Genomic DNA, 26725 nt, shown 5'->3' on the forward strand with positions numbered 1-26725 from the left:
CCTCCAATACATTTATTAGGGTATAGACTGGATCGTCAGCAGGTAAACCTATTGTGTAAAGATTAAAATTAATAACCTGTTGTCCTTTTTCAAAAAATTGGTTATAATATTGTTTCATGGGCAGTTATATTATAAAATATAACGGGAAAAGATGGCAATATATTTTGTCATTTTTTTTTGCATTAAAAAAAGCGAACTAGTCGCTTTTTTCTTTGGGGGCTATTTACCGACAGCCCCTTTTAATATTTATGCTACATTGTCATATTCAATATTAATATTATCAATATTAGTTTTTATTACCTCTCTTAAATCAACCAATTCTGGATATCCGTAAAAAAAGTTTATTTTTTGACTCGTCACTGAATTATCGTCGGGTTTATCATTCATAACAAAAGAAATGAAGGTCTCGCAAATATCTTCAGCTGTATCAGTCGCGGCATAAGAGGTTACAAAATCCGATTTATGTCTCAAATAGAACAAATATCGGTCTACCGTATTTTGATTTTCAAATCTTAACAAATCCCAAAAACTCATGCTGAACAAATTAAGATAAGAATCCAGTTTTGTAACTACTTCGTAGTCGTAATATGTGTATATATTAGGTTCTTGAGAATATGATACCTGAGTTTCATTAAGTGTTACATAGTGGAAATATTCGTGTATTACTGTCTCATAAAATAATTCTTTATCTGAAGTATCATCTGGATCTACAGAAATGCTCCATCTGCTTCCAATTGAGTCATTTGTTATTACATAACCCAAATTATTCATTTCTCCATCTGAAGTAATCATTAAATTATCAAAACCATTGAAATATTCATAAGGTATTATTGATAGGATTTCATTCCATATATCTGGATATTTTTCTTTTATCCGATGATCTTTTGTACTTAGAGTGACATGAGGAATTTCTTCATAATTAAGATTTCCTTCATCAATCGTGTATACTGCGAGCAAATTCTCGCTCCCACCTAATATATGACGAATAAGCTGTTCTGAGTTCAGTTTATTGTATTTAACTAATATGACCTTTACTTCTTCTACTATTTTTTCTACCTCATTATCACTTATAGTGTAGTCTCTCTCATATTTTTCACAAAGTACATACAGCCTTTCGTAATCAACTGTCGTAATTACAGTTTTAAGATTCTCTAAAACATAATTAGTATAATTCATATTAATAAAAGTGTTGTCATAATTACCGTCAAAATAATATTTAACAGTGTACTCATCCAATTTTTTTATAAGTTCTTTCATGGCCTGTACCTCTTTAGATGAAGGTTTTCCTTTTTGAATATCAATCCTGTCTTCATAGAGAGATTTCCAATTCTTTACGAGCATAGATATTTTTTGTTTTTCAAAGCTGTTGATTTTATTCTCCAGCTCTCCCATGAATATAGTAGCTGCTTCACTATTACTGTATTGTCTCAGAGGCTTTACTAGAGCATGGGAAAAGCTTGTAAGCGAAACTATTAGAATCATTGTCAGGCTTAAAATTTTCTTATTTATAGAATTCATAGCTTCTCCTTTACTTGGCTTTAAAAGTAATTATCTTGAATTTATAATAACATTGATATCGTCAAGTTACAACTTACTTTTACCATTCTTGCGGGCACCTTAAACAAGTTTTTATGATAATGTAAGATTACTATGCCTTATTTAGTGGTATATATCTGATGAATAGTTTTAATAATATTTCTAATCAATCATTAGTCAGAGAGAGGAGTGTCTTATATGCCAAAAGTATTTCCAAATAATAAAAGATGGGAAAGAGGAGGAAGACTCAACCAAAAAAGACAGGTAGAAATGAGTGAGGATGAGAAATCACTTGTCGCAAAATGTGATGGCATAAAACAACAACACCCTTGTAACAATCCTGTTTTTCGCTGTTCTGAGTGTGGAAATTATGGTTGCTCTCAGGAAGTAGCAGACAAATGTACTAAGCAAGGCTTTAAGAATGACAAATGCCTGCATTGCGGTTCAGTCGATACACAGATTCCCGTTATGAAAGATGATCTTGAAAAATTTGTGGCTGAGTGGGAAAATGAAATATAGTGATAAAAAATCTCTCTTTTAAAGTCAAAAGAGAGATTTTTGTTGTAAAATATTAAATTTTTTTAAAACCATTTTTTCTTCTTAAAAAATGCTATGCACATTAAAAATACTGACAAACTAACCATAATAACGAATTGATATCCATTGTGCCAGTTAAATTCAGGCATTTTCAAGTTCATACCATACCAGCCCACAATAAGAGTCAAAGGGAGAAAAATAGATGTTACGACCGTGAAAGTTCTCATGATAACATTTTGTTCAATGTCTACCTGGGCCTGATATGCTTCTCTTACCTGTGATACATAATCCTGAATATGCAAAACAGACAAAAAAAGCCTGTCTATTCTATTATCAAGCACTTTAAAATACCTCATGTGCGATTGTGAAATAAGATCATTATCATTTTCAAGCAGCTCTTCAAAAATACTGTTAAGCTGCTCATAGTATCTTTTTAATAAAGACAAGCTCCTTCTAAATGAAACAATCTCTCTTGCTAAGTCTATTTTGGTGTTTCTTAATAAATCGTCTTCAAATTTAAAAATCTGATCTTCTATATTTTCAAGGTTATCCATATCAAATTTTAAAAGTTCAATAAAAAAAGATGATAAAATCTTTTCTGAGCTGATATGTTCTTTAACTTTTAAATCAAGCATTTCTTTGGCCATATCATCTCTGCATATAAATATAATGTTATTTTCGGTGAAATAGATTATTATCCTGCAAGTTTCCTGGCTTGGATCAAAAACGTTGTGCCAGTCAAAAGCTATTAAGTCAAATCCCTCTAAACACTCAAGCCTTTCTACCGTGTTTGATTCTATTTTATCATAAGCCTGCTTTTCAATCATTTGGCTAACCTTGAAAAGCTCATCAATTTTAATAACCTTAAACATTTTTTATACCTCTACACCATTTTTCACAAGTTTCACTGCGTTTTCTACACCCAACTTTTTCCGAGTTACATTCTGGACATATAAAATGATCATCTTCTTGTTTTACTTCATATATTTTTCCGCAATTACCACACTTTAGCTCACAGTTTCTTGTGGTATAATGACCCCCACCTATCTTTATGGCTTTTCCTTGTGTAAGAGCTATTGCTATTACTTTTCTTGCATTATCAATTACATTTTGAAATGTTTGTCTTGAAATATGCATTTTTTCTGCGCACTCTTCTTGATTAAGGCCTTCAATATCCTTTAATCTAATTGCTTCTAGCTCTTCTATTTTCAGATTCACTTCCTCTATTTCACATTTAGGCTTATTCAAAGGCACAAAATATGTGTCCTTTGGAAAAAATTCTACTCTTCTAAACTTTGTTGGTCTGGGCACAATTATCCTCCTGTTATTTCTCTTTTATTCAATCCCGTGTCTTTTTAATCAAATCATATGAAACTATATATATACTACCATATTTATCAAATTATAGTATATTCAAAATTATTTTTTTATTTTTTCAAGTGACAATATTCATTTGTTTATTGATGCTGCAAGTATGGTATAACTATACAAAGCGTTAATTTTATATACGCTTAAAAACTGATATTTATTTCTTAAATTATTAAGGAGGATTAAAAATGAGCATGTTTTGTTATCAATGCCAGGAAACAGCCAAAGGTACAGGTTGTGAAGTAAGAGGAGTATGTGGCAAAAACGAGGAAGTTGCAAAGCTCCAGGATTTACTTATTTATGTAAGCAAAGGTATATCTGAAATAGTTTTAAAAGGAAATATCGATATCAATTCAATACCTGAAGTAAACCATGAAGTTCTAAACAATCTCTTCATGACAATAACAAATGCCAATTTTGATGAGCAAGCTATAGAAAATCAGATCAACCGTGTGATATCTTTAAGAAATGACTTGAGAGCAAAAGTTTCAGTTTCCGAACTTGGTGATGCTTCTAATTTTGATGTTGGTGATAGGGCCTCTATGCTCGAAAAAGCATCAACTGTTGGAGTTTTGTCAACAGATAATGAAGATGTCCGTTCACTTAGAGAAATGATTATATACGGTCTTAAGGGAATGGCTGCCTATACACACCACGCTCTTAACGCAGGAAAAGAAAATCTCGAAATAAATGCTTTTATTTATGAAGCCCTTGCTTCTACACTTGATGATTCACTTACTGCAGATGACCTGGTTGCTCTTACTCTTAAAACTGGCCAGTTTGGAGTTTCTGCAATGGCTCTTCTTGACGAAGCAAATACTTCTAAATACGGAAACCCCGAAATCACAAATGTAAATATTGGAGTAGGTAAAAATCCGGCAATACTTATATCTGGTCACGACCTTACAGATCTTGAGCAACTACTTGAGCAGACAAAGGGAACTGGAGTAGACGTGTATACTCACAGTGAGATGCTTCCAGCTCATTACTATCCAGCATTTAAAAAATATGACAACTTTGTTGGAAACTATGGCGGTTCATGGTGGAGACAAGTTACAGAATTTGAAACTTTCAATGGGCCGGTTCTCTTTACCACTAACTGTATAGTTCCTCCGAGAAAAGAAGAAATCAGAGACCGAATATTCACTACAGGAACAGCTGGTTATCCAGGAAGCATGCATATTAATGTTGAAGAAAATGGCAAAAAAGATTTTTCAGCTATAATAGAAATGGCAAAGAAATGTCCAGCTCCAACTGAAATAGAAACTGGTTCAATTGTAGGCGGATTTGCTCATAACCAGGTGTTTGCACTTGCAGACAAAGTAGTAGATGCTGTTAAAACTGGAGCTATAAAGAAATTCTTTGTTATGGCCGGATGTGACGGGAGAATGAAGTCAAGAGAGTACTACACTGAGTTTGCAGAAAAACTACCAAAAGATACAGTGATTCTTACAGCAGGGTGTGCTAAATATCGTTATAACAAGCTTAACCTTGGAGATATTGGAGGAATTCCAAGAGTGCTTGATGCAGGACAGTGTAATGACTCATATTCACTTGCTGTAATCGCACTTAAACTCAAAGAGATATTTGGGCTTGAAGACATAAACGACCTGCCAATAGCATATAATATAGCATGGTATGAGCAAAAAGCAGTTATTGTACTTCTGGCACTTCTTTCTCTTGGAGTGAAAAATATACACCTTGGACCAACACTTCCAGGTTTCCTTTCTCCAAATGTTGCGAAAGTACTTGTAGAAAAATTTGGAATAGCTGGAATAGGTACACCAGAAGACGATATAAATTTATTCCTGTCTTAAAATATAACCATAAAAAAAGCTGTATGTTTTTATACGGCTTTTTTTATACACTATAGTATCTCTATTTTCCTGGATCTGTCTTCTTTTTGTTTCTTAGGTATAGTAAGATTCAAAACTCCATTGTCGAGTTTTGCCACAATACCGTTCTCAAGAGCATCAGCTAAATAAATGCTTCTGTTAAGTGAACTATGCTTTCTCTCACGATGGATATAATTCTTCTTTATTTCTTCACTGGATTCATCTTTTTCAATTGAAATCTGAAGTCGTCCTCTATCTATCTTAACTTCTATTTCTTCTTTACTTATGCCAGGAAGTTCAGCTTCTACAACATAGTCATCGTCATTTTCCTGCACATCTATTCTGAAAGTTTCTGCAAGAAGATTCTTTTTTCCCCATAGTCCGTCATCAAAAAAATCCCCCAACATATTGTCGAAATTATTAAAGTCTGACATCAAAACATCTTGCTTTCTTCTGTTCATTGGAACTAGACCTAACATAATAACCTCCTTTCATTTCAAAAAAACTTCATAATATCATTTTACCCCTATTTATTCAATTTAATCAAATGCGTTTTACCTGCGAATCGATTTAATGAAATAAAAAAAGCAGAATGACTTAACATTCTACTTTTTTGAATATATTATATAATTATTTTTGTTCTCCAAAGAATAGATTTATATCGTCTTCTACTGTTCCTATTCCAGCTATTCCAAAGTTTTCTACAAGTACTTTTGTAACATTTGGTGAAAGGAATGCAGGTAGTGTAGGTCCAAGATGGATATCCTTAACTCCAAGAGAAAGAAGTGCCAGTAGTACAATAACTGCTTTTTGCTCATACCAGGCAATATTATATACTATTGGAAGATCATTAATATCTTCAAGTCCAAATACCTCTTTGAGTTTAAGTGCGATTACAGCAAGTGAATATGAGTCATTACACTGCCCTGCATCAAGTACTCTTGGGATTCCACCAATGTCTCCAAGGTTAAGCTTGTTGTATTTATACTTTGCACATCCTGCCGTAAGAATTACTGCATCCTTTGGCAATGCTTCTGCAAAATCTGTATAGTAGTTTCTTGATTTAGCTCTTCCGTCACATCCGGCCATAACAACAAATTTCTTTATTGCTCCAGTTTTAACAGCATCTACTACTTTGTCTGCAAGTGCAATTACCTGAGCATGTGCAAATCCGCCAACTATTGAACCTGTTTCTATTTCAATTGGTGAATCGCATTTCTTTGCCATTTCTATTATAGCTGAAAAATCTTTTTCTTCTCCTATGCTGCCTGGTATATGTGCACAACCAGGGAATCCTGATGCACCTGTAGTGAAAATACGCTCTTTGTAACTATCTTTTGGAGCTACTATACAGTTTGTTGTCATAAGGATAGGTCCATTAAATGATTCAAACTCTTCTTTTTGTTTCCACCATGCATTTCCATAGTTTCCAACAAAATTGTCATATTTTTTAAATTCTGGATAATAATGAGCTGGAAGCATCTCACTGTGAGTATATACGTCTACGCCAGTTCCTTTTGTCTGCTCAAGAAGCATTTCAAGGTCTCTTAAGTCATGTCCTGAAACAAGTATTCCTGGTTTTTTACCTACTCCAATATTTACACTTGTTACTTCCGGATTACCATATGTCGAAGTGTTTGCACCGTCAAGCATTGCCATACCAGAAACTCCATATTTACCAGTTTCAAGAGTAAGCGCCACAAGCTCATCCACTGACAAAGTATCATCTAATGTAGCTGCAAGAGCTCTTTGAAGGAAAGCGTCTACTTCTTCATTATCTTCTTTAAGAACATTTGCATGTTTTGAATATGCTGAAAGTCCTTTTAATCCATAAGTTATTAATTCTCTTAGTGAGCGAATATCTTCATTTTCTGTTGATAAAACTCCCACAATTCTTGATTTTGAATCCCAGTCGCTCTTGTCAGCATTCCATGTTGCTGCTTCAGAAAGACCTGATTTGTCATCAAGCATATTAAGTAATTCAGCTCTTGCGTCTAAAGTTTCTTGTATTTTAGCTACTATTGCTTCGTCATCAAAGTTTGCATTAGTAATTGTTGTAAACAGATTTAATGTAATAATATGGTTTGCATCCTTAGACACAGGTTTTCCTTCTTTACGAAGTCTTGTAGTGATTTCAGATATCCCTTTACTTACCCAAACTAGTAAATCTTGCATTGCTGCTACCTGAGGATTTTTACCACATACCCCTAATCTTGTACATCCCGTAGATCCTGCCGTCTCTTGACACTGATAACAAAACATTAAATTTTCCATTATTTTTTCTCCTTTAGATTTATTGAATTTATTTTTACAATCTTGTTAATATAGTTTTTAACAAACTTATCTTCTAATACATAATATCATTTATAAAAAAATAAAACCGTAACATTGGTTACGATTTTATTTTTTATAATAATTTTTTAATTGAATTATTTATAATTAATGTTTTATTTAATATTTCATCTAATATTTTATGCCTTTCCAATAAATTGGAGAACTCACTTCTGCTTTTTCAGATAATACTACATCTTTCAATGCCCACTTTTTATATTCTTCAAATCCAGTACGATCTATTATATATCCAATATGCTCTTTTCCTCCTGGAGCATCTTTTTCAATATATTCAGTTACATAGCCGTAAGTGTTTAATATTATTTTTGTAATGCTCTCTTCATCAGCCCACTTTATAAAATCTTCACCAAGTCTGGGATTCTTTTTACCGGTCCTTCCCATTAAAGTGAATCTGTAATATTTTTCCTCACTTCTTGTCCATGCTGAATTTGGACAACTAAGTATGCATTCTCCACATCCTATGCATTTTGATTCATTTCGGCGAGGTCTGAAATTTACAGTCTCTAAGGCTTCTACTGATTTTTTCTTACATACTTTAACGCATGCACCGCAACTTACACACCTGTCAGCATTAAACTGTGGCTCTGTCATACCCATTATACCAAAATCATGCATACGCACCTTTGCACAGTCATTAGGACATCCAGTAAGGGCAATTTTAAAATGCAGGTCATTTGGGAAAATAACTTTTTCAATTCTTTGAGCAAAAGCCGACGTATCATAACAACCGTAAGGACATACTCTATTTCCTATACAAGCTGTTACATTCCTGGTTCCCGCTGCAGGGTATCCCGTGCCTTCTTCAATTTGATTTATATCAAGACCTTCAATCACAGGCTGCAACAACTCATTTACCCTGTCTATATCTTCAAATTTTATCCCAGGTAACTCAAATCCCTGTCTGCTTGTGATATGAACCGTACCATTTCCATAAGTCTGAGCAATATTTTGAATTACTGAAAGAAACTCTGCATTCAAATGTCCACCAGGGACTCTTATTCTTGATGCAGTTATTCCTCTTTGCTTGGTTATCCTAAATGCATTCTTTTTCAGTTTTTTAGTATTTATATCCATATCCATCATCCTTTTCTAATCAATCAAAGTCTTTCCCTTTGTGTAATTGAATACGGGACCTTCAAGGCATACATAAACATCTCCAATTTTACAGTGTCCGCATTTCCCTAAGCCACAGCACATTTTTCTTTCCTGAGAAATCCATATATTTTCTTCTTTGAATCCATAATCAATCAAACCTTGCGCGGAAAATCTCATCATTGCTGGCGGACCTACAACAATTGCATTGGCCGTTTCTAAATCTTTTATTTCAAGTTTTGGTATATATTGTGTTACCAGTCCCACCTGACAAGCGCTGTTGTCATCTGCACAATCCACAGTCAATATGACATTCATATTCTTTTTCCAGCTTCCAAAATCTTCCAGAAATAAAATATCATTTGGGGTTTTAAATCCTGCAATGAAAGTCATTCCATTTGTCTGATCTATATTTTTACTGAAATAATCTACCACACCTCTTACTGGGGACACACCTGTTCCTCCTGCTACTACAACAAGTTCTTTACCTTTATACAAGTTTACATCAAATCCATTACCATAAGGCCCTCTAATGAAAAAATGCTGCCCTTCATAAAGTTCAAATACTTCATTAGTAACTTTTCCTACTTTTCTTATCGTGAGATCTACTGTCCCATCACCTATTCCACTTACTGAAATCGGGGCTTCTCCATACTTTGGTATGGACACCTCAAAAAATTGTCCTGGCTTTACTTCTCCTTCGTATTTCATTCTAAAAGTATATTCTATATCTGTATGTTTTATTATCTCTATTATTTCAGAAGCGAAAGGCAAATAATTATTTTCCATTTTCACTTACCTCCTTCATGGCCATTTCCAGTTTATTTATTGTATTTGAAAAAGATATATATTCAGGGCAGACATCATCACATCTTCCACATCCTGTACACATGTGATATCCATTTCTTTGTTTGTAATCAAGTACCTTATGAAGGACTTTAAACCTCATCCTTTGTCCATTTTTCTGACGGTAACTTCCTCCACCTGCAACATCTGTGAATCCATCAACCATGCATGAAGCCCATACTCTTCTTCTTTCTCCTGCTTTCCCATTATCTGTGTAGAATATATCTTGCATAGTAAAGCAAGTACAGGTTGGACATACAAAGTTACACCTTCCACAATCTATGCAACGGGTGTTATACTCATTCCACATAGTGCTTTTAGAAACTTCGATGCTTAAATTTTCTGGTATATTAACTCTGACTACATTTTCAATTACATAATCTGGTTCTACATCCATCTCTTGATTTGAGTTTGATTTAAACAAATTGTCCCACTTGTCATCCTTGCAATCAACATAATATTCATCGTTTCTTTTATCTATACTAAAACTATAATTTTCCGACTTGTTAGTATTCATATCCACGCAAAAACAGTTCTCAAAAGACTCTTTACAACCTATTAGTACAAACTCGACTTTATCTCTTAGCCTTTTGTAATAGAAATCTTCAGGTCCGTTCGCAAGATACATAGCATCTAATCTTTTCAATGAGTGAAGATCGCAGCTTCTCAAAAAAACAATAGTTTTTTTCTTTTCTTCATCAGCATTTTTTATATCTTTTTCTGTAAAATAAAATATAGTTTCTGAAACAGGAAATATTATTTCTTTAAAAGAAAACTGAGATTTTTTGTCAAATACTATCTCATCTACATTGGATATTTCGCCGTAAAGTATGACATCAGTGTCCGAAAAATGACCTGTCCCTTCAAAAATTTTGGGAGCAAATAACCTATATCCATTTTTTAACTCACTAAATACAGTATTTATTTCAGATTTAACAAATTTAAAACCCATTCCTATACCTCTTTCTTTTTGGATATCATATAATAAGGAACAGCTACAAATAATATTCCTCCTGCCATATTTCCCAAAGACACAGTCAAAATATTATACATGTATCCCGAAAAACTTATCGCAGAATCAAAGGGTGCCAGTAATGATATTGTGAGCAAAGTCATATTCGCAATACTGTGTTCATAACCAGACGTTATAAATGCATAAAGGCACCAAAATATCATTATAAGTTTTCCACTTTCACTTTTACATTTAAAACTGCACCATACCGCAAGGCATACTAGAATATTACAAAGCAAACCTCTTAAAAACAATTGTACAAATGGTATACTCATCTTTACAGCAGAAGTTGACGCTATAAAGTCTCCTGCAGGTCCACTTGCAAATCCAGCAGCATAAAATATTAGTGCTATCAATATCGAACCTAACCAGTTTCCTATGTAACAGACTGTCCAGAGTTTGAAAACCTGTGTCCAGCTTATATTTCCGGTCATTGCCCCGGCAGTTAAAACAAGATTGTTCCCTGTGAAAAGTTCAGATCCTGCCATTATAACGAGACTCAGTGCAATTCCAAATGAAACTCCCATTACAATTTTGGCATAGGGCTGACCTGAAAGTAATCCACCAACGTTGAATATCAAAATAATACCCAGACCTACATAAATACCAGCAAGCAATGATGCAACAAAATAACCTTTGGGATTTCTTTTAAAAAAATCACATTTTACTTTTGCCGCACTTACTATTGAAGAAAATTCTTCAGAAAACATAAATACCTCCTTGTTTAATGTTTATCAAGATTATAACAATCAAAACATAATACCGTTGTGATAAATATCACGATTCGTTGAAATATTTAAGCAAAAGTTCTCTGTCTTTAATTATAAACCGGTTCTTACGAATTATTATAAGAGAATTGTCACTTAATATTTTAAGATATCTGGATACAGTTTCTCTTTTGGAACCAACCAAATCAGCAAGATAAGTTATGGTCAGATCAAAATCAATCATTATTCCGTCTTCACAAACTTTTCCATGATCAATAGATAATTTCCATAGCTTTGCAGCTATTTGTTTATCAAGCCTTACTGTACTTGAAGTATTTTTAATCTGATGATAAAGGCGCCTTATCTTAAGTGCCATAGAATCCATTACTTCTTTTGAAAGTTTGAAATCCATTTCCATAGCATTCATAAATGCCACTTTAGAAATGCACAAAATTTTACTATCAGTAAGTATTTCACAGTTTATAGACGCGTATATATCTTGAAGCATTACCTCATTGAGAAATGATCCATTACCATATACAAATATCACTTTTTTTTCATGTTTATTGTTTAGTTTGTACAAGCCTGCTTTTCCAGATACGATAAAATAAAAATTTTCAACTTCCTCTCTGTCAAAGAAAATATGTTCATTTTTTTTATAGTTTCTGATGCTCGCAGAAGGCTCCAACAAATTGAGCGTTGTTTCATTTATGTCCTTTAATATATCTATTCTTAATAGACATTTTCTCGTATTATCCATATGTACCCTCTTTTTAATTAATTCTTAATATAAGTTTTGTTTTATAAAAATAGCTTTAATTCATAAAAGTGAATTAAAGCTATTTTTATATATAGTTATTCGTTTATATTGCTGTTAAGTGCTATAATTTCATTTTTTTGGTCATTTGTTAATAGTTTGTCCGTTACATAAGCTATAATAAATATACCCATAATACTCAATATCAATCTTACTGACATAAATTTTATTCCCATGCTTGCCGCTTCAAATGTTAACAATGGAATCTTTGTTGTTGACCATGCTCCCACAAATATTAAAACGTTAAATAAACTACTTCCTTTTTTAATCATTAATGCTGCTACGGGAAAGGAAGCATATAGCGGTCCAGCTGCTGCACTCCCTAAAAGAAATGATATTAACATCCCTTTAATTCCCGATCCTTTACCTGTAAATCTTATCATAGTGCTTCTATCAACCCACACATCAAGCAGACCAAGAAGAACGAATATTGGCGGTATAACGGAAATCATCTCTTTAATATTACTCTTTGTAATCGTAAAAATCTTTATACCTTTTTCTGGGCTTATAATATATATGAAGACAGCCACAGCTAATAACAAAATTGAAGATTTATATCTTTTAAGTGTTTTTATCATAAAATAACTCCTATCACAACCGCAACTATAATTGAAAACCCAAAAGCCGAAATATTACGTATAATCGTTGCCTTTTTACCAAAAGTCTTAATTTCCATTGGGATAGTTACAATTCCTACCATCATTAACGTTGATACAAAAGCGGCTATTTGCATATATCCTGCTCCATTTTTCAATAAAGCAGAAGCAAGCGGAAAAGCAATAAATCCAGGTATTAAAGTAATTGATCCCAAAATTGCGGCTGTTAAAGTTCCAAACCAACCTGAATTTGACCCTATAATTCCAGATATGTTTTCTGGAGTCAGATAGGCTAATGCAAATCCAATTATAAGCAATATAGATAAAAATTGAGGCAATATGTTTTCAAATGATTTCCATGCCTTTTTCAAGGCTATCTTAGTTTTCTTTTTATCTTTATAAAAAGAAATCCCAAGGCCTCCTGCAGCTATGACATACAATACTAGTGTAAATGACATAATGTCTCCTTAAGTTAAAATTTAATGGTTACCGCATATATAAAAATAAATCCATGCTTTAATTCTAATATTACACTATTTCGATTCTTAATTCAGTAACAAAGTTACACTTTGATTGTATATAAAAAGGACTGAATGACGGATTAGGTATTCAGCCCCACAAATTACAAATTTAAATTATGAATTACTCTTTATATGTGCTGCAACTTTTACATCTTCTCTTGAGATGTGGTTAAAAAACCATCCAGATATAAGATTGTTTATCCTTCCAACCAAAGCTACGTTAGGTCCTTGAGACTCTAAATCTGAAACAATATTTTTTACTTCCTGTACAAAAAATTCATGTAATTTCTTGTGATTGTTATAGTCAGGATATTTGCTCTTAATTTGAAGTCTTTCTTCATCTCCAAAATGTTTGTTTGTATAGTCTAATAAAAACTTTCCTGTTCTACTTATTTCTTCACGTCCTTTTCCTTCAGAACACGCTACAAGAAGTGTATTAGCTGATTCAATAAGCTCTTTGTGCTGACCATCAATAGTGCCATTGCCTGTAAGTAGGCTGTCTTTCCATTTAAATGCCATTTCGTTATCTCCTCTGATTAAATTATTTTATTGTAATTTTTTGTAAATATATTAACTATTTTTTATATGTGTTGCAACTTTTATATCTTCACGTGATATGTGATCAAATACCCACCCCGATATAAGGTTGTTTATTTTACCTACCAAAACTACTGTCGGTCCCTGAGATTCTAGATCTGAAACAAGATTATTAACCTCTTTAACTAGTATCTCATGAAGTTTCTTGTGATTATCATAGTCAGGATATTTACTTTTTAACTGCAGTCTTTCCTCATCACCGAAATGTTTTTTTGTATAACCCAAAAGAAATTTTCCCGTTCTTACAATTTCTTCTCTACCTTTACCTTGAGAACATGCTTCAAGGAGCTCATTCGCTGCGTTAACAAGTTCTTTATGCTGAGAATCAATAGTTGTATTTCCAGTAGTTAAACTGTCTTTCCATTTGAATGCCATTCCTACCTCCATTTATATGAATTACCTTATTAATAACTATTATCAATACTATCACTACTTTACACTTTTATCAACCCATTTAAATCAATTATTTTTGGATTTTAATAAAATATATATAATATTAAAAATTAATAAGGCTATACAAAACAATACAGTATAGATTATTCCCTGGTATTCGCTATAGAATCCAGATGATGAGGTGTGCCTTACATATATGCCAAAATAAGACCAGATCAATACTAATCCATATTCAATATTCCTGAATTTCAATAGCACAAGCGAACCAATAATCGTACCAATTATGAGAACTAAATTTGTCCATATTACATCAGAAATGCCAAAACCACTCCATCCTATACTCACAAGAAACACTGTTATGTTAGCTATCGTAGCCACTGTAATCCACCCAAAGTATATGCCAAACGGAATTCGAATAAAAAATTTTTGTTTAGAATTTAAATTTCTTTTACTGATTTCCTTATTTATATAGTAAAGTGATATCAGTATTACTATCATAAACACAACTGATACTCCAATATAATTGTAATGCCACGAAATTATCCATCCAGCATTTGCAATAGATGAAATTGAAAATGGTAGCGCAACTTTATTTACTAATCTAATATTTACTTTTTCACTGAATTTCTTTAAAAATTCAAATTCATATAAGAGATGTAAAGCAAGCAATAAATATATGATTCCCCAAATTGAGAAGGTAAAACCCGCAGGCGTAAATAAATTTTTGTAAGCATCAGAAACCTCTGATGTCTTTACACCATTAATTGGAATTGAATTGGCCAAAAAATTTACCGCTATCATAATAATGTAACTTACAGTAGTTGTTATTTTTATTTTTAAATATTTGTTTTTATAATTGGACACTCTCATTCCCTCCCTTAATAAAAGAAAAACGCATTAAGGACTATATAAATCCAAATGCATTTTCTATTTACATTTTATTTTTTACAGTATAACATTTCAATGTGAGGTATAGAATCTTCTATGTATTCTTCCGATTCAACTTCAAACCCCAGTCTATTATAGAAATCCTTAAGATAAAGCTGAGCAGATATCCTTATTTTAGTTTCATTCATATTGTGTTCTATAAAATCAATAGCGCTTTTCATAAGAGTATTTGCAAGGTCATTTCCTCTATATTCAGAATCTACCATTACTCTTCCAATAGAAATTTCTTTAAAAGAAATGCCCTTATCTAGTATCCTAAGATAAGCTGCCACTTTGTCATCATCAATCATATACATGTGATATGCATTATAATCTTTTTTATCAAGGTCTTGATAAAAACACTCCTGCTCTATTACAAATACCGCTTCTCTTGCTCTTAGAATTTCATATAATTCTTTAATATCCAAATCTTTAAATCGTTTTATTATAATTTCCATAATTTATTTGCCAAAACTCTATTATATTGACAGTTTTGACATACTCCCTTCTTTTTTAATGGCATATCGCTGGGGCAAGACATATTTATATTTATATTTATATCTATACCAAGTTCTAGTCATTTAATACCCAAATGCATAACTATTATAGTCAATTACAAGAATATTCTATAGTTTAGTTTATTTTAACAAGGGTATATAACTTAAAATTGAGTTTAAGAAAAGGAGGGTAATATGAAATTAAAAGGTAAGATAGCCGTAGTAACCGGTGCAAGTTCAGGAATGGGTAAAGAAATTGCTTATATTTTTGCTAAAGAGGGGGCTATTGTTTATGCTGCAGCGAGAAGAATCGAAAAACTCGAAGAACTTGCTGAAAAAGCAAAAGATTTTGAAGGAAAAATTATTCCCTGTAGTTCCGATCTTATAAATCAAGAAGATGCCGAAAATTTAATCGAATATGCCTATACGAATTCGGGAAGACTCGATATATTGGTAAACAATGCTGGAATGATGGATGATTTCAGCGCAGTGGGTGATGTAAAAGACGATATGCTTAACAAAATTTTCGACTTGAATGTATTTGCAAATTTTTATACAAGTAGAAAAGCAGTAAATATATTTCTTAAAGAAGGAAAAGGAAACATAATAAATATTGCCTCTCTAAGTGGTTTATATGGCGCCAGAGCTGGTGCAGTTTATACTGCTGCAAAACATGCACTGGTTGGGTTAACCAAAAATACAGGTTTTATGTATGCAAAACAAAACATAAGATGTAATGCAATCTGCCCAGGGGGTGTTGAAACAGACATAGGCTCTGGAGAATATATGAAGCACATTAATGAGGATGCCATGAATATAATAATGACAGGCATGGGAGGAAATCCGAGAAATGGAAATACTCCCGAAATAGCTGAAATAGCCCTATTTCTTGCCTCAGATGAATCAAGTCTGATAAATGGTCAATGCATAGTTTCTGACGCAGGATGGTCAGCTTATTAAAACAATTAGAAAAGATGGCATATATTTTGTCATCTTTTTTGACTTTTTTTAGCATTAAAAAAAGCGAACTAGTCGCTTTTTTCTTTGGAACTATTTATCGGTATTCCATTCATCCAAAGCTTTCATCACAGTATCGTAAGTTTGACTCGATATTTCAGGCAAATTACCACCAAACATCTTTTCAGCTGCTTTAAACCCATCTTTTATAGCGTTTTTTATTAAATCAATTTTAGATGAATCTCCTCCAGTTATACTCTTTGCAAAATCAATTATCCTCTCGCTGGTCTTTTTAACTCCCCAGAATCCATCTTCTGCTATATCTGCCTGCGCTTTTAAAGAGGTTACCTTGTCTATTTTTATTTCCTTATCGTCTTCATTAAAAAGCTTCCCATCTCTAAATACCAAAGATGAAGCATTAAACTTAAATCCTTGTTTTTCAACAAGGTCTCTTACCATATTCTTGATATTTGATTTTTGTTCTTCCACACTCATTTTTAAAGCATTAATATCTATTTTGTCTTTGTCTTTGTCTTTTTCTACGACATTTTTCTTGCTGATATTTTTCGTGGGTTCATTTCTTTGTATATTTCTTATTGCATTAACATGTATATCATTCATAAAAAATCCTCCTTCGTTGCTAGTGTCTAATTATACCTTACTCCGTATTTATATATACCCATAAACAGAATTTTTATATATAAAAAAGCACTTTATTATATATAAAACGAGCTGAAGAAATATCTACAGCTCGTAAGTCTTATTGTTTATTTAGATAATGCTCTTCCTATATGTTTTATAAAGTCTTGTGTATTAGTAACAATTGAAGTCGCTGTCAAGGTCCCTCTGTCTGCGAGTTTGTTTACAGCAAACTCTTGAATATCGACTGTATACATATAAACGGGCCTTATAATACCCTCAAATTCATTATAAGACGGCGTCATATTTCCTGTAGCTATAGTAAACAGTGCTGTTGAAACCATTATTATTGTAGATGTTTTTCTTGCATGAACTCTCATAGCATCTTGCGCGTCTCTTACATCATTATACGTCCCAGGAAGAGTAAACCTGTCTCTTATTGTTCCCGAAAGTACAAATGGCACAGAGCATTCAACACAGGCTTTAATTATTCCATCTTTTGCCTTACCTGTCTTTATGAAGTCTTCTACTGAACCTGCATCTCTCACCATGTTTATAGTTTCATAATAATTCCCCATAGTGGTTTGTTCTTTAACAAAAACTTCTTGTCCCCAAACGGTGTCACAGACAGCACATTCAAGATCAAATGCTGCAAGGCTGGTTCCACAAAGTATAGCATCCACATAACCATCTCTTATGAGTTTTTCAAGTGCTGCCCTCGTTCCACGATCCAGACTTATTGCTGACCCAAGAACCCAAGTCACATAACCGTTGTTCTTCTTTTCATTTCTGAGTATTTCATATAATTTATCATAATCTACGGAAAATGCTGTTTCTCTTGATCTTCCACATCTAAATGCAAATGTATCTGAACATTTAAGGCTGGCATTAAATCCGTGCGCATACATATATATGCCTTCACTTCCGTCTTCTTTTCTTCCAATTGCGACCTTGTCACCTTTTTTCAGATTTCTTAATTCAACTATTTTCAAGCTCTCTTTTCCTAATTCATCGTTTACAACGCATGCAGAGTCCATCCTGCTCTGTGTTGCAAGTATCCATTTTCCATTAACTTTGAAATATTCAGGAAAAACTGAAAGAGCGTGATAATTTTCAGGCGAAACCCCTTCTTTGTCAACTTCAACTAATTTAACATCTGGTGCGTTAACAAAAATTTCCAGGTTAAAATCTGGTGCATTATATTTTGGTATATCGAATTTCATATTTCAACTCCTGCTTTTTATAAAAAGTGGATTTTGCTTTTTAATTTATTTAATAAGTCCTCTTTGAACATTTACAACAAAATCCTGAACATTTGTAACGACTGGTTTTACCGCTATATACTCTCTTGCTGCCATTACTTTATTAACCACATTCTCAGTTACATCTACACTGTACATAAATACCGGCACGATACTTCCATCTTCTTTAACCCTGTAACTCGAAGCCAACTCTGCCGCCGATACAGAATGTAACATTGTTGCAAGGCCTATTATAAGAGTTGCTTTGTCTGTCTGTTCTTTCATGGCATTAAGTCCTTGTGGTATGTTAGTGTATACTTCTGGAAGAGGGCCATCGTCTCGTATAGATCCAACAAGTACATAGGGAATATCCAGTTTATCTATAGTTTTGATAAATCCATCTTTTACATTTCCTTCTTTAATAAAATCTCTTATCGATCCCGAACGTCTTACTTCGTTTAATAAATCAAGATGGTTGTAGTGCCCCATAGGCATTGATTCTTGGGTGTATATATTTTGGCCAAGCGCGGTATCTATATAACCTGCCTCAAGATCATGAGTGGCCATTGCATTTCCTGCTAAAAGTCCTTGAACATACCCATTTTCAGCAAGCTCTGATAGGCCTATTCTAGTATAATAATCAAATACCACAGACGGTCCCAGAACCCAGAGTATGTGTCCTCCATTTTCTTTTTCATGTCGCATTAGTTCTATAAGATAGTCATAGTCACCTGTAAAAGAGCTTTCAACAAATCTTATCGGCTCCGAAGCTACACTTTGGTCAAAACCTTCTCTATGAATATAGATTCCATTTTCAACAATAGCTTCTTTTCCTAAAACAACTCTTTCTCCAATTATTAAATCATTAAGCTCTTTTATCACTATTTCATTCCCCTGTACAACAGCAACACAATTTTGTGAATTACGCTTTGGAATTTTCCAGGAATTATTATAATTATAGTAGGTCGGCATATGGCTGGTAAGGTAAAAGCCCGATGGAGCCACTCCATTTTTTGTAACTTCTCCAAATTTTATTTCATTGGAATCTTGAAAGATCTTAGAATTAAAATCCGGCGGTGTAAATTTGGGTAATACAAAAGACATTAGTCTCCTCCTCAATAATTCAATTTATAAATATAAATAAACATTTTTTTAGAAATCTTCTGAAAAGTTGGTTATTTATATAACATCTCGTTTTGTGTATCTATTGGAATTTCAACATTTATAAGCTACAATTATCACATATTTTCGTTGAATATAGTTATTATTATAACATTTTTTATCAAAAATATCTACTCCAAAATTAAAAGTTGTTTAATTAGTTTTAAAAATTCAACAAATACAAACAAATTTTAAAAAAAGACAGGCAGAATTACTCCCACCCAATCTTTTATCCTAATTTATCTCCATTTTTAACAATTCTCTCCGGTTCGATTAATACAACACCTTTTTCTGAATACACTCCAAGTACCAAAACTTCTGATATAAAGTCCGCTACCTGCCTTGAAGGAAAATTCACAACTCCAAAAACCTGTTTTCCCAAAAGATCTTCTATATTGTAACAATCTGTTATCTGGGCACTGGATTGTTTTATTCCAATTTCTTCACCAAAATCCACCCAGAGCTTATATGCAGGTTTACGGGCTTTTTTAAAAATTTCAGCCTTAACAATTTCACCTGCTCTTATATCTATTTTTGAAAAATCATCTAATGTTGCCATTTCTCCTCCAGTCTTTTACAAATAATCTTATTATGTTTACATTATATTACAAAATCAAAAAAAACGATACTACCATAAACTGGTAATATCGTTTTTTTGATTTTATATATATGTTATTGCCTGGTTTATTATTTTTTGTGAAGCTAAAGACTTGCTATGGTATTTAACATTGTCTATAACTAGACAGGTTACAATAGAATTTAGAGTCAAATGCTGTCCTGTTATTTTACTTAACAGCTTAAGCAATTCTTTTTCGTCACTCGAATCAGATTCAAGTCCATTCATCAGCCAGTTTAATTCATCTTTGTTAAATACATTTTCCACGGTATCTTTTATGGTTTCCACATATTCTCCAGATGCATAAATTTTCTTTTGTTCTCCAAGATGTAAGGTACTTCCTTCTTCGAAATTTTTAGGTTCCCATCCATTTGTAAAATAATTAACTTTTTTTGCCTTGTTCCTTTTGATATTATTGTACCAACCTCTGTTGGTTGGACTAATTCCTATTAATGCTTCAGTTCTCATAATTTCTCTCCTCCTGACACAATTTTATATTTTTGTATAAATGATTATATTTAAAACAGCCCTCCTTTGTTCATTCTAATATTCATTATAGTATATATATTTTTAATAATCAACCTTTTTCAGAATATTTATAATTTTATTTGAAAATATAAACATTTTATACAAAAAAACTAACTTGCTTCTTCAGAACTAGATATTATTTCAGTATTTATATTGTTTTTATATTTTAATTCGTCTACTTCATACTCCTTTAATACTGCAAATACTACAGGACTCAGTGCAATTAACCCTATAAGGTTTGGTAAAGCCATAAGACCATTGAAGAGATCTGACAGTCCCCACACTATTTCCAGTGGTATTATCGCTCCTACAAATACAAGCCCTATCCATGCCCATGTATAAATTTTTGTAATTTTTACTCCCGCAATAAACTCTGCACATTTTACACCATAATAATACCAGCCCAGTATTGTTGAGAATGCAAAAAACACAAGTCCAAACGAAACAATATATCCGCCTATTCCTGGTAGCAGAGAATCAAAAGCCGTGGTTGTTAAAACCGCGCCCTGAAGATTTCCCTGTATTTCCATTACTCCTTCTGCGGTCATTGATATAGCAGGAGAAGCAAGAATTACAAATGCTGTCATCGAACAAACTACCAATGTAGCTATAAAAGTACTCAATGATGCTGTAAGTCCCTCTGTTACAGGATTGTTGTTCTTTGAGGCCGCATGGGCAATTGGAGCACTACCCAAACCCGCTTCATTTGAAAATACGCCTCTTGCAATACCCATCCTAAGTACAGTACCAATAACTCCTCCTCCAACTGCTTTGTCTGTAAAAGCATTTGAAAAAATCATCCCAAAAACATGTGGTATATATTGATAATTTGAAAGAATCGCAAAAAGTGATCCCAATATGTACACAATTGCCATTACAGGAACTATCTTCTCTGTTACTTTACCTATGTTCTTAACTCCACCCAGAATAACTACAGCTGTAAGAACTGCCATTACAACGCCTGATATTACCGGGTTGATTCCAAAGGTAATCTCAAGGGATTGTGACACAGAATTGGCCTGAGCCATATTCCCAGTTCCAAATGAAGCCATAAGTCCGAATACAGCGAAAGCTCCACCAAGCCAGCCCACGTTTACTCCGTAATGATCTTGGATTCCATTTTTTATATAATACATTGGTCCACCAGATTTTTCACCGGCATCATTAGTTTCTCTATACTTGATTGCCAGAAAAGCTTCTGCAAAACGAGTCGCTCCACCTATCGCTCCACTTATCCACATCCAGAAAACAGCTCCAGGCCCACCAATAGCAATGGCTGAAGAAACGCCAACTATGTTACCTGTTCCTATTGTAGCCGCCAGGCTGGTCATAAGTGCCTGAAAAGGGCTGATATCACCTTCGTCGTCGTCATTTTTCTCAAAAAGTGACTTTATTGCAACTTTCATTTTTCGAAATTGAACAAATCTTGTTCCAAAACTAAGATATATTCCAGTCCCAACAAGCATAATAATCGTGAACGGCCCCCATGCTATTTCTGCAAGCCTTGCTACATAATTCTCAAATAAATTCATATATTTCCTCCTTTTAAATTACATAGGAGTATATATTAAAGACTACAAAAAACTACACCAGGTTTCAAAAATAACACAAATTCACTATAATTATTTTGAATCGATTTTATTTTCACAATATTGTATTAACCCAAAAACAAATTTTTTGATAGCAACACTACCTTCTATTTCTGATTTTTTTCTTATATAATCCATATGTGTCCTTACTTGTTCAAACTGAAACAGACGATTGGAAAACTCTACGAATGTTTCATTCATATAATCTTCAATACCAATATGAGCGATATTTGTCATTGCAAGCATTATACTTCTTCTCATCCTCTGCTCCATAGATTTTGGTTTTTCAGACAATGTCGTGCATAACTCTCGTAAAGTATAATCATTGAGATTAATACTGTGTGAAATTATGTATTCACAGAGCATTAAAATGTCCTGTGTCCCTTTTTCTCCCATTATTCCTAATTGCATTATCACATCTTTTAATATGCCCATGTACTTTTCCATATCGCTCTTGTCATGGTCATTATCATTAGTCAGCGATGAAGACTTACTTTCTTTTTCCGAAAAATCATTTAGCTTTCTCATCATTCTGATACGTTCTTTAACTTTTTTAATTATACTTTCTACTTCAAGCGCATTTACTGGTTTATTTATAAAATACTCCACACCATACTTGTACGCCCTTCCTATCATATCTTTAGATGACACCTGTGATATCATTATGAATTCCATTTGAGGGTATTTATTTTTTAATTCTTTCACCAGATATAATCCATCTTTTTGAGGAATCAAAAGATCAACAAGTACAATTTCTGGCTGTATGATTGAAATTTCACTCTCAGCCATAAGAGAAGATGTCGAACTTCCCACTATATCTCCAAGTTTCCTGTCTATTATGATTTTTTTTAAAATACGTATAATTTGTATATCATCATCAATCAAATATATTCTCATCAAATCCTCCCTCTAGATTTTTTGCCGGAATTTCAACCAAGAAAGATGTCCCCTCATTTTCTTTGCTTATAAAGTTGATCTCCCCTCCAAGCTTATCCTTTACTATATTCTTTACAAGCGCAAGACCAAGCCCACGGTTTATTTCTCCAGTTGAATAGTTTATTTTCGAAGAGAAGCCTGGCGAAAAAATAAAAGATCTATCTTCATGTGGTATTCCACTTCCAGTATCTTCAACTCGAAAAATGTGTTTTCCATCTACTTTCTTATGAATAAATTTAATTTCTCCTTTTTTATCTATTGCTTCGACAGAGTTATTAATAAGATTTCTAAGTATTGACATGAGATCATAATGATTAAAGGTATAAAAATTATCTCTAGATATAAATTCCAGCGAAATATCTTTCCCACTTGAAACTATAGATTGCTTTATGGTTTCTTTCAGAATTCTTGCTATTTCACTGAAATTCATTCCTGGATCTTCATCAGAATGTTCTAGTATTGATTCTATCCCTCTCACAACAATATCATACTCTTTTTTTATCTCATGGGTATTTGTAGAAATCTCCAGAGCCCGATTACTCCAATTGTTTTCATTCTTTTTTTCAGATATATCGATAAAAAGATTGTATGCACTCCCCATAACTTTTTCAATATGATCCATATTTTTTTCCATCCAATATACTTCAGTTTTGAGCTGAGATGTAAACCATAAGAGTTTTTTATATCGGAGTTCATGCTCTTCTTTTATAAGCAGATTTCGGTAGTATTTATGTGACAATATTATAATCGCTGCAAAAACAGCCCTTGTAACAGCTGCTGTTGCAAGGCCTCTGATTACATACCTGTCTGATACCAAATTTCCTATTCTAAGATACATTTCAAGAATATTTCCTGCAAAATCAGATAACATTATTAAAAAAAACATAGCCTTGAGTGAATATGATCTTTTAATTTTATATGCAATGAAAAAAATCAATCCATAGAGCATGTAAAATGTCATTTCAGGTATAACATTCATAAACTCCTGATCAAATATAAATCTGAATAAAAAAAATGTAAAACTAAGCAATATTCCAAAGCTTAGTGGATTTCGTTCATCATCAAGATATATAAATACAGGAAATAAAACTGCACCAAAGGAAAAATTGAAATTTGATGTGTAAAAATTAATATATAGCCGAGAAGATACAGCAATAACAATTAGAGCAAGTAGCATTTTTTTAACTTTATTCATTGCCGTCTCCCAATTTGTCTATTTTTTTGTTTTTTATTTTCCTGTTTATTTTTCTGTAAACAAATAAGACTATAATCAATATCAAAGCTGTTACAAAGAAGTATGGCAGAAGTGATATTGTTACAACGATTACACTTTGCATAATAATGTATATATTCAATAAAGACTCTCTAAAGCCAGTACCTATCCTTTGTGATATGTTATTGTCCTCAGAAGGTGTAAATAGGTTCACTTCATATAATTCCATACTAACAGTTGAAAAATCAACCTCGTTGTCTATGATTTTAAGTTGGGCAGTTAGCGAATCCATCTGATATCTTACTTGCGACAGACGTTCCTCCAGTTTTATTATGTCCTCAAGTTTCTCCGCTTTATCTATTAGTACAAGAAGTCTGTCAAATTCTGTTTTCAAAGAAGTCAGCCTCGCTTGTGTATCAGTATACTGAGTAGTAACATCTTCTATATTCTCTGATTTATCTATTACATTTCCTAAGTCTGTTGTCTTTTCTAAAAACCAGGATAATTTTTCATTTGGTACCCTTACTACAAGATATGCACTTCGATTATCCTGTGAACCATATCGATTTCCTGATATCTGGGAATTTTGAATGTAACCACCTGTATTTAATAAGATGGTATTTATTTGTTCTAAACTCTTATCAAATTTGTTCGTTTCAATAGTCATATTAACTGTTCGTATAAGTTTTCGCGTCTCTATAATCTCTGGTTTTCCATCAGCAATAAGGCTTTGATTGTTTGTTTCTAGAGATTCTGCACCTGCAGATTGAACCGAATCCTCCAAACTTTTGCTGCTACATCCACTTAGTAAAATTAGACCTATCATAATTACAGCTAAATATCTGAATAATGTTTTTTTCATACTTATTCCTCCTGTAATAAAGATAAAATTAAATATTTATAAGAGTTTCTTTCCATTCACTTTCTTTGAAGCCAATCAAAACATTGGTATCAGTAATAAAAACAGGCCTTTTCACAAGCATACCATCTGTAGAGAGTAAAGTAATCATTTCTTCCTCTGTCATTTCATTCAGCTTATCCTTCAATCCCAATTCTCTGTATATCAGTCCACTTGTATTAAAAAATCTTTTTAGAGGAAGATTGGTTTTTTTATGGTATTGTCTGATTTCTTCAATACCTGGATTTTCTTGTTTGATGTCTCTGTACTCATATTTAATATTGTTTTCCTCAAGCCAGTCAATCGCTTTTTTGCATGTTGAGCACTTGGGATAACAAAAAATTAAGTTTTTCATTTCACACCTCTTTATATATTCATCAAAATTATCGCTACCACTACTAATCCTGTTGCAATTTTATTTTTAAATGAAATCTTTTCTTTAAATAAAACCACTCCAGATCCAGTTATTACAAGTATTGTTCCTGCACCAAAAACAGGAAATGCCAGCGTAGCTTTTATTGTATCAAGTGCCATTATCAGAAAATATGACGTAAACAGATTAGGGATTCCAACCGCAAAGCCTACAGCAATATCTTTTTTTGTTATTTTACATTTTTCTTTAAATATATAGTATGTGCTTATCAAAAACGCACTGAAAAACACCATAAATAAAAACATTTCTTTGTACTCAATCATAGCATATTTTTGGTAAATCTTATTAGAAAATTCGGCCATTCCACCAAGAAAAAAAAGTGCCATCAGGCTAGTGTTAATGCTGAATTTCAAATTTTCTTCTGACGATTGATTAACTAAAATAATAGCAATAATTGTGAGAATTATTCCAAATGTTTGAATAGCTGATGGTATCTCCTTCCAAATAATAATAGAAAACACCATAGGAACAAGAATTCCCAGCTTTGAAAAAGTCCCCGACAAACTTACTCCGTTGTCCTTTACACTTTTTTGATAAAATATAAATGATGAAAAAAAGAACATACCTGCAACTGGCCCTATTATCAATCCCCACATCAGACTCGCATGTGGCGACATTATATAATCGCCTGGACCAAAAGCTTTACTTATTTCACTAAAAAAAGAACCCCCCTGAGGCGCCACCTTATACATTTCTTTAAATATTATCATAATAATACTCGTAACAAATGCAATTAGGTAATTTGCACTTGTTACAACGTACATTTGCGTATTAATTTTCTCACTGTATTTGAAAAGTATGGCAATAGCTGAACTGCATACAATTGCAAAAACCAGATAAATCATCTTAGTTCTCCTTCACGTTAATATAGAGTAATAATA

30 protein-coding genes are annotated in these 26725 nt (G+C 32.8%); 3 read left to right on the plus strand and 27 right to left on the minus strand.

All coding sequences use genetic code 11. From position 1 onward, the window contains the following. Positions 1 to 246: 246 nt before the first annotated feature. Positions 247 to 1518, minus strand: coding sequence for a hypothetical protein (locus G558_RS0107130; protein WP_028829565.1), 1272 nt, complete (start codon positions 1516 to 1518; stop codon positions 247 to 249). Positions 1519 to 1734: 216 nt separating this feature from the next. Between G558_RS0107130 and G558_RS0107135 the strand changes: the two genes are divergently transcribed. After that, entirely contained in the window at positions 1735 to 2055 is a 321-nt protein-coding gene (locus G558_RS0107135; RefSeq protein WP_028829566.1) for a hypothetical protein, read from the plus strand. Positions 2056 to 2117: 62 nt separating this feature from the next. On the opposite strand, the gene G558_RS12660 is transcribed toward G558_RS0107135, so the two are convergent. Together G558_RS12660 and G558_RS0107145 are read right to left on the minus strand one after the other, a co-directional pair. After that, complete coding sequence (locus tag G558_RS12660; RefSeq protein ID WP_051188562.1) at positions 2118 to 2945, minus strand: magnesium transporter CorA family protein; 828 nt, start codon at positions 2943 to 2945, stop codon at positions 2118 to 2120. Then, positions 2938 to 3384 carry a DUF134 domain-containing protein gene (locus tag G558_RS0107145; RefSeq protein ID WP_028829567.1) on the minus strand — a complete coding sequence of 149 codons (447 nt, stop codon included), beginning with the start codon at positions 3382 to 3384 and terminating at the stop codon, positions 2938 to 2940. Before G558_RS0107145 ends, G558_RS12660 begins: the two co-directional genes overlap by 8 nt. A gap of 245 nt (positions 3385 to 3629) precedes the next feature. On the opposite strand from G558_RS0107145, the gene hcp (G558_RS0107150) reads away from it, so the two are divergent. Beyond that, the gene (gene hcp / locus G558_RS0107150; protein WP_028829568.1) at positions 3630 to 5258 is read left to right on the plus strand and encodes a hydroxylamine reductase; all 1629 of its coding nucleotides are present in this window, start codon (positions 3630 to 3632) and stop codon (positions 5256 to 5258) included. Positions 5259 to 5308: 50 nt separating this feature from the next. On the opposite strand, the gene G558_RS0107155 is transcribed toward hcp (G558_RS0107150), so the two are convergent. From G558_RS0107155 to G558_RS0107215, 13 genes are all read right to left on the minus strand, one after another. Beyond that, positions 5309 to 5755: an Hsp20/alpha crystallin family protein gene (locus G558_RS0107155; protein WP_028829569.1), complete on the minus strand. Its 447-nt coding sequence runs from the start codon at positions 5753 to 5755 to the stop codon at positions 5309 to 5311. Between the two features lie 151 nt (positions 5756 to 5906). After that, positions 5907 to 7550, minus strand: coding sequence for a hydroxylamine reductase (gene hcp / locus G558_RS0107160; RefSeq protein ID WP_028829570.1), 1644 nt, complete (start codon positions 7548 to 7550; stop codon positions 5907 to 5909). A gap of 189 nt (positions 7551 to 7739) precedes the next feature. Continuing rightward, positions 7740 to 8708, minus strand: coding sequence for a sulfite reductase subunit C (gene asrC, locus G558_RS0107165; RefSeq protein WP_334290865.1), 969 nt, complete (start codon positions 8706 to 8708; stop codon positions 7740 to 7742). Positions 8709 to 8717: 9 nt separating this feature from the next. Continuing rightward, on the minus strand, positions 8718 to 9509 hold the full coding sequence (gene asrB, locus G558_RS0107170; RefSeq protein ID WP_028829572.1) for an anaerobic sulfite reductase subunit AsrB: 792 nt from the start codon (positions 9507 to 9509) through the stop codon (positions 8718 to 8720). Continuing rightward, the gene (gene asrA, locus G558_RS0107175) at positions 9499 to 10518 is read right to left on the minus strand and encodes an anaerobic sulfite reductase subunit AsrA (protein ID WP_028829573.1); all 1020 of its coding nucleotides are present in this window, start codon (positions 10516 to 10518) and stop codon (positions 9499 to 9501) included. The genes asrB and asrA overlap by 11 nt, the downstream gene beginning before the upstream one ends. Before the next feature lie 2 nt (positions 10519 to 10520). Then, positions 10521 to 11288, minus strand: a complete 768-nt coding sequence (locus tag G558_RS0107180; RefSeq protein WP_028829574.1) for a formate/nitrite transporter family protein — start codon at positions 11286 to 11288, stop codon at positions 10521 to 10523. Positions 11289 to 11355: 67 nt separating this feature from the next. Further along, positions 11356 to 12045 (minus strand): Crp/Fnr family transcriptional regulator, encoded by a 690-nt coding sequence (locus tag G558_RS0107185; protein ID WP_028829575.1) that lies wholly within the window; start codon positions 12043 to 12045, stop codon positions 11356 to 11358. A gap of 95 nt (positions 12046 to 12140) precedes the next feature. Further along, on the minus strand, positions 12141 to 12680 hold the full coding sequence (locus tag G558_RS0107190; protein WP_028829576.1) for a permease: 540 nt from the start codon (positions 12678 to 12680) through the stop codon (positions 12141 to 12143). Next, on the minus strand, positions 12677 to 13156 hold the full coding sequence (locus tag G558_RS14110) for a permease (protein ID WP_036931774.1): 480 nt from the start codon (positions 13154 to 13156) through the stop codon (positions 12677 to 12679). The genes G558_RS0107190 and G558_RS14110 overlap by 4 nt, the downstream gene beginning before the upstream one ends. Positions 13157 to 13333: 177 nt before the next feature. Next, positions 13334 to 13738 (minus strand): bacteriohemerythrin, encoded by a 405-nt coding sequence (locus G558_RS0107200; RefSeq protein ID WP_028829578.1) that lies wholly within the window; start codon positions 13736 to 13738, stop codon positions 13334 to 13336. Between the two features lie 51 nt (positions 13739 to 13789). Then, the gene (locus tag G558_RS0107205; RefSeq protein ID WP_028829579.1) at positions 13790 to 14191 is read right to left on the minus strand and encodes a bacteriohemerythrin; all 402 of its coding nucleotides are present in this window, start codon (positions 14189 to 14191) and stop codon (positions 13790 to 13792) included. Positions 14192 to 14275: 84 nt separating this feature from the next. Then, positions 14276 to 15073 (minus strand): tryptophan-rich sensory protein, encoded by a 798-nt coding sequence (locus G558_RS0107210; protein WP_242825215.1) that lies wholly within the window; start codon positions 15071 to 15073, stop codon positions 14276 to 14278. A 74-nt stretch (positions 15074 to 15147) separates the two neighbouring features. Continuing rightward, complete coding sequence (locus tag G558_RS0107215; protein ID WP_028829581.1) at positions 15148 to 15594, minus strand: GNAT family N-acetyltransferase; 447 nt, start codon at positions 15592 to 15594, stop codon at positions 15148 to 15150. 234 nt (positions 15595 to 15828) lie between these two features. Between G558_RS0107215 and G558_RS0107220 the strand changes: the two genes are divergently transcribed. Further along, the gene (locus G558_RS0107220) at positions 15829 to 16593 is read left to right on the plus strand and encodes an SDR family NAD(P)-dependent oxidoreductase (RefSeq protein WP_028829582.1); all 765 of its coding nucleotides are present in this window, start codon (positions 15829 to 15831) and stop codon (positions 16591 to 16593) included. A gap of 90 nt (positions 16594 to 16683) precedes the next feature. On the opposite strand, the gene G558_RS12665 is transcribed toward G558_RS0107220, so the two are convergent. The 11 genes from G558_RS12665 to G558_RS0107275 form a co-directional block, all read right to left on the minus strand. After that, positions 16684 to 17211 carry a hypothetical protein gene (locus G558_RS12665; protein WP_051188569.1) on the minus strand — a complete coding sequence of 176 codons (528 nt, stop codon included), beginning with the start codon at positions 17209 to 17211 and terminating at the stop codon, positions 16684 to 16686. Positions 17212 to 17357: 146 nt separating this feature from the next. Continuing rightward, entirely contained in the window at positions 17358 to 18452 is a 1095-nt protein-coding gene (locus G558_RS0107230) for a fused N-dimethylarginine dimethylaminohydrolase/saccharopine dehydrogenase domain-containing protein (RefSeq protein ID WP_028829583.1), read from the minus strand. Positions 18453 to 18497: 45 nt separating this feature from the next. Then, a complete protein-coding gene (locus G558_RS0107235; protein WP_028829584.1) occupies positions 18498 to 19574 on the minus strand; it encodes a fused N-dimethylarginine dimethylaminohydrolase/saccharopine dehydrogenase domain-containing protein in 1077 nt (358 codons plus the stop codon). Positions 19575 to 19860: 286 nt separating this feature from the next. Then, entirely contained in the window at positions 19861 to 20190 is a 330-nt protein-coding gene (locus G558_RS0107240) for a tRNA-binding protein (protein WP_028829585.1), read from the minus strand. A 102-nt stretch (positions 20191 to 20292) separates the two neighbouring features. Next, complete coding sequence (locus G558_RS0107245; RefSeq protein WP_028829586.1) at positions 20293 to 20715, minus strand: hypothetical protein; 423 nt, start codon at positions 20713 to 20715, stop codon at positions 20293 to 20295. 170 nt (positions 20716 to 20885) lie between these two features. Further along, entirely contained in the window at positions 20886 to 22307 is a 1422-nt protein-coding gene (locus tag G558_RS12670; RefSeq protein ID WP_071604467.1) for an alanine/glycine:cation symporter family protein, read from the minus strand. A 90-nt stretch (positions 22308 to 22397) separates the two neighbouring features. Further along, the gene (locus G558_RS0107255) at positions 22398 to 23261 is read right to left on the minus strand and encodes a DNA-binding domain-containing protein (protein WP_028829587.1); all 864 of its coding nucleotides are present in this window, start codon (positions 23259 to 23261) and stop codon (positions 22398 to 22400) included. Continuing rightward, the gene (locus G558_RS0107260) at positions 23242 to 24495 is read right to left on the minus strand and encodes a sensor histidine kinase (RefSeq protein WP_028829588.1); all 1254 of its coding nucleotides are present in this window, start codon (positions 24493 to 24495) and stop codon (positions 23242 to 23244) included. The genes G558_RS0107255 and G558_RS0107260 overlap by 20 nt, the downstream gene beginning before the upstream one ends. Further along, a complete protein-coding gene (locus G558_RS12675; protein WP_036931775.1) occupies positions 24488 to 25375 on the minus strand; it encodes a DUF4349 domain-containing protein in 888 nt (295 codons plus the stop codon). The genes G558_RS0107260 and G558_RS12675 overlap by 8 nt, the downstream gene beginning before the upstream one ends. A 28-nt stretch (positions 25376 to 25403) precedes the next feature. After that, positions 25404 to 25766 (minus strand): arsenate reductase family protein, encoded by a 363-nt coding sequence (locus tag G558_RS0107270; RefSeq protein ID WP_028829589.1) that lies wholly within the window; start codon positions 25764 to 25766, stop codon positions 25404 to 25406. An 11-nt stretch (positions 25767 to 25777) separates the two neighbouring features. Further along, complete coding sequence (locus G558_RS0107275) at positions 25778 to 26689, minus strand: DMT family transporter (protein WP_028829590.1); 912 nt, start codon at positions 26687 to 26689, stop codon at positions 25778 to 25780. Between the last annotated feature and the right edge of the window lie 36 nt (positions 26690 to 26725).

It is taken from the genome of Proteocatella sphenisci DSM 23131, assembly GCF_000423525.1.
Lineage (GTDB): Bacteria > Bacillota > Clostridia > Peptostreptococcales > Filifactoraceae > Proteocatella > Proteocatella sphenisci.

Coding starts and splice junctions, on each gene's coding strand:
- G558_RS0107130 (WP_028829565.1), bottom strand. CDS start 1,518: ATGAATTCTATAAATAAGAAAATTTTAAGCCTGACAATGATTCTAATA.
- G558_RS0107135 (WP_028829566.1), top strand. CDS start 1,735: ATGCCAAAAGTATTTCCAAATAATAAAAGATGGGAAAGAGGAGGAAGA.
- G558_RS12660 (WP_051188562.1), bottom strand. CDS start 2,945: ATGTTTAAGGTTATTAAAATTGATGAGCTTTTCAAGGTTAGCCAAATG.
- hcp (WP_028829568.1), top strand. CDS start 3,630: ATGAGCATGTTTTGTTATCAATGCCAGGAAACAGCCAAAGGTACAGGT.
- G558_RS0107155 (WP_028829569.1), bottom strand. CDS start 5,755: ATGTTAGGTCTAGTTCCAATGAACAGAAGAAAGCAAGATGTTTTGATG.
- hcp (WP_028829570.1), bottom strand. CDS start 7,550: ATGGAAAATTTAATGTTTTGTTATCAGTGTCAAGAGACGGCAGGATCT.
- asrC (WP_334290865.1), bottom strand. CDS start 8,708: ATGGATATGGATATAAATACTAAAAAACTGAAAAAGAATGCATTTAGG.
- asrB (WP_028829572.1), bottom strand. CDS start 9,509: ATGGAAAATAATTATTTGCCTTTCGCTTCTGAAATAATAGAGATAATA.
- asrA (WP_028829573.1), bottom strand. CDS start 10,518: ATGGGTTTTAAATTTGTTAAATCTGAAATAAATACTGTATTTAGTGAG.
- G558_RS0107180 (WP_028829574.1), bottom strand. CDS start 11,288: ATGTTTTCTGAAGAATTTTCTTCAATAGTAAGTGCGGCAAAAGTAAAA.
- G558_RS0107185 (WP_028829575.1), bottom strand. CDS start 12,045: ATGGATAATACGAGAAAATGTCTATTAAGAATAGATATATTAAAGGAC.
- G558_RS0107190 (WP_028829576.1), bottom strand. CDS start 12,680: ATGATAAAAACACTTAAAAGATATAAATCTTCAATTTTGTTATTAGCT.
- G558_RS14110 (WP_036931774.1), bottom strand. CDS start 13,156: ATGTCATTTACACTAGTATTGTATGTCATAGCTGCAGGAGGCCTTGGG.
- G558_RS0107200 (WP_028829578.1), bottom strand. CDS start 13,738: ATGGCATTTAAATGGAAAGACAGCCTACTTACAGGCAATGGCACTATT.
- G558_RS0107205 (WP_028829579.1), bottom strand. CDS start 14,191: ATGGCATTCAAATGGAAAGACAGTTTAACTACTGGAAATACAACTATT.
- G558_RS0107215 (WP_028829581.1), bottom strand. CDS start 15,594: ATGGAAATTATAATAAAACGATTTAAAGATTTGGATATTAAAGAATTA.
- G558_RS0107220 (WP_028829582.1), top strand. CDS start 15,829: ATGAAATTAAAAGGTAAGATAGCCGTAGTAACCGGTGCAAGTTCAGGA.
- G558_RS12665 (WP_051188569.1), bottom strand. CDS start 17,211: ATGAATGATATACATGTTAATGCAATAAGAAATATACAAAGAAATGAA.
- G558_RS0107230 (WP_028829583.1), bottom strand. CDS start 18,452: ATGAAATTCGATATACCAAAATATAATGCACCAGATTTTAACCTGGAA.
- G558_RS0107235 (WP_028829584.1), bottom strand. CDS start 19,574: ATGTCTTTTGTATTACCCAAATTTACACCGCCGGATTTTAATTCTAAG.
- G558_RS0107240 (WP_028829585.1), bottom strand. CDS start 20,190: ATGGCAACATTAGATGATTTTTCAAAAATAGATATAAGAGCAGGTGAA.
- G558_RS0107245 (WP_028829586.1), bottom strand. CDS start 20,715: ATGAGAACTGAAGCATTAATAGGAATTAGTCCAACCAACAGAGGTTGG.
- G558_RS12670 (WP_071604467.1), bottom strand. CDS start 22,307: ATGAATTTATTTGAGAATTATGTAGCAAGGCTTGCAGAAATAGCATGG.
- G558_RS0107255 (WP_028829587.1), bottom strand. CDS start 23,261: ATGAGAATATATTTGATTGATGATGATATACAAATTATACGTATTTTA.
- G558_RS0107260 (WP_028829588.1), bottom strand. CDS start 24,495: ATGAATAAAGTTAAAAAAATGCTACTTGCTCTAATTGTTATTGCTGTA.
- G558_RS12675 (WP_036931775.1), bottom strand. CDS start 25,375: ATGAAAAAAACATTATTCAGATATTTAGCTGTAATTATGATAGGTCTA.
- G558_RS0107270 (WP_028829589.1), bottom strand. CDS start 25,766: ATGAAAAACTTAATTTTTTGTTATCCCAAGTGCTCAACATGCAAAAAA.
- G558_RS0107275 (WP_028829590.1), bottom strand. CDS start 26,689: ATGATTTATCTGGTTTTTGCAATTGTATGCAGTTCAGCTATTGCCATA.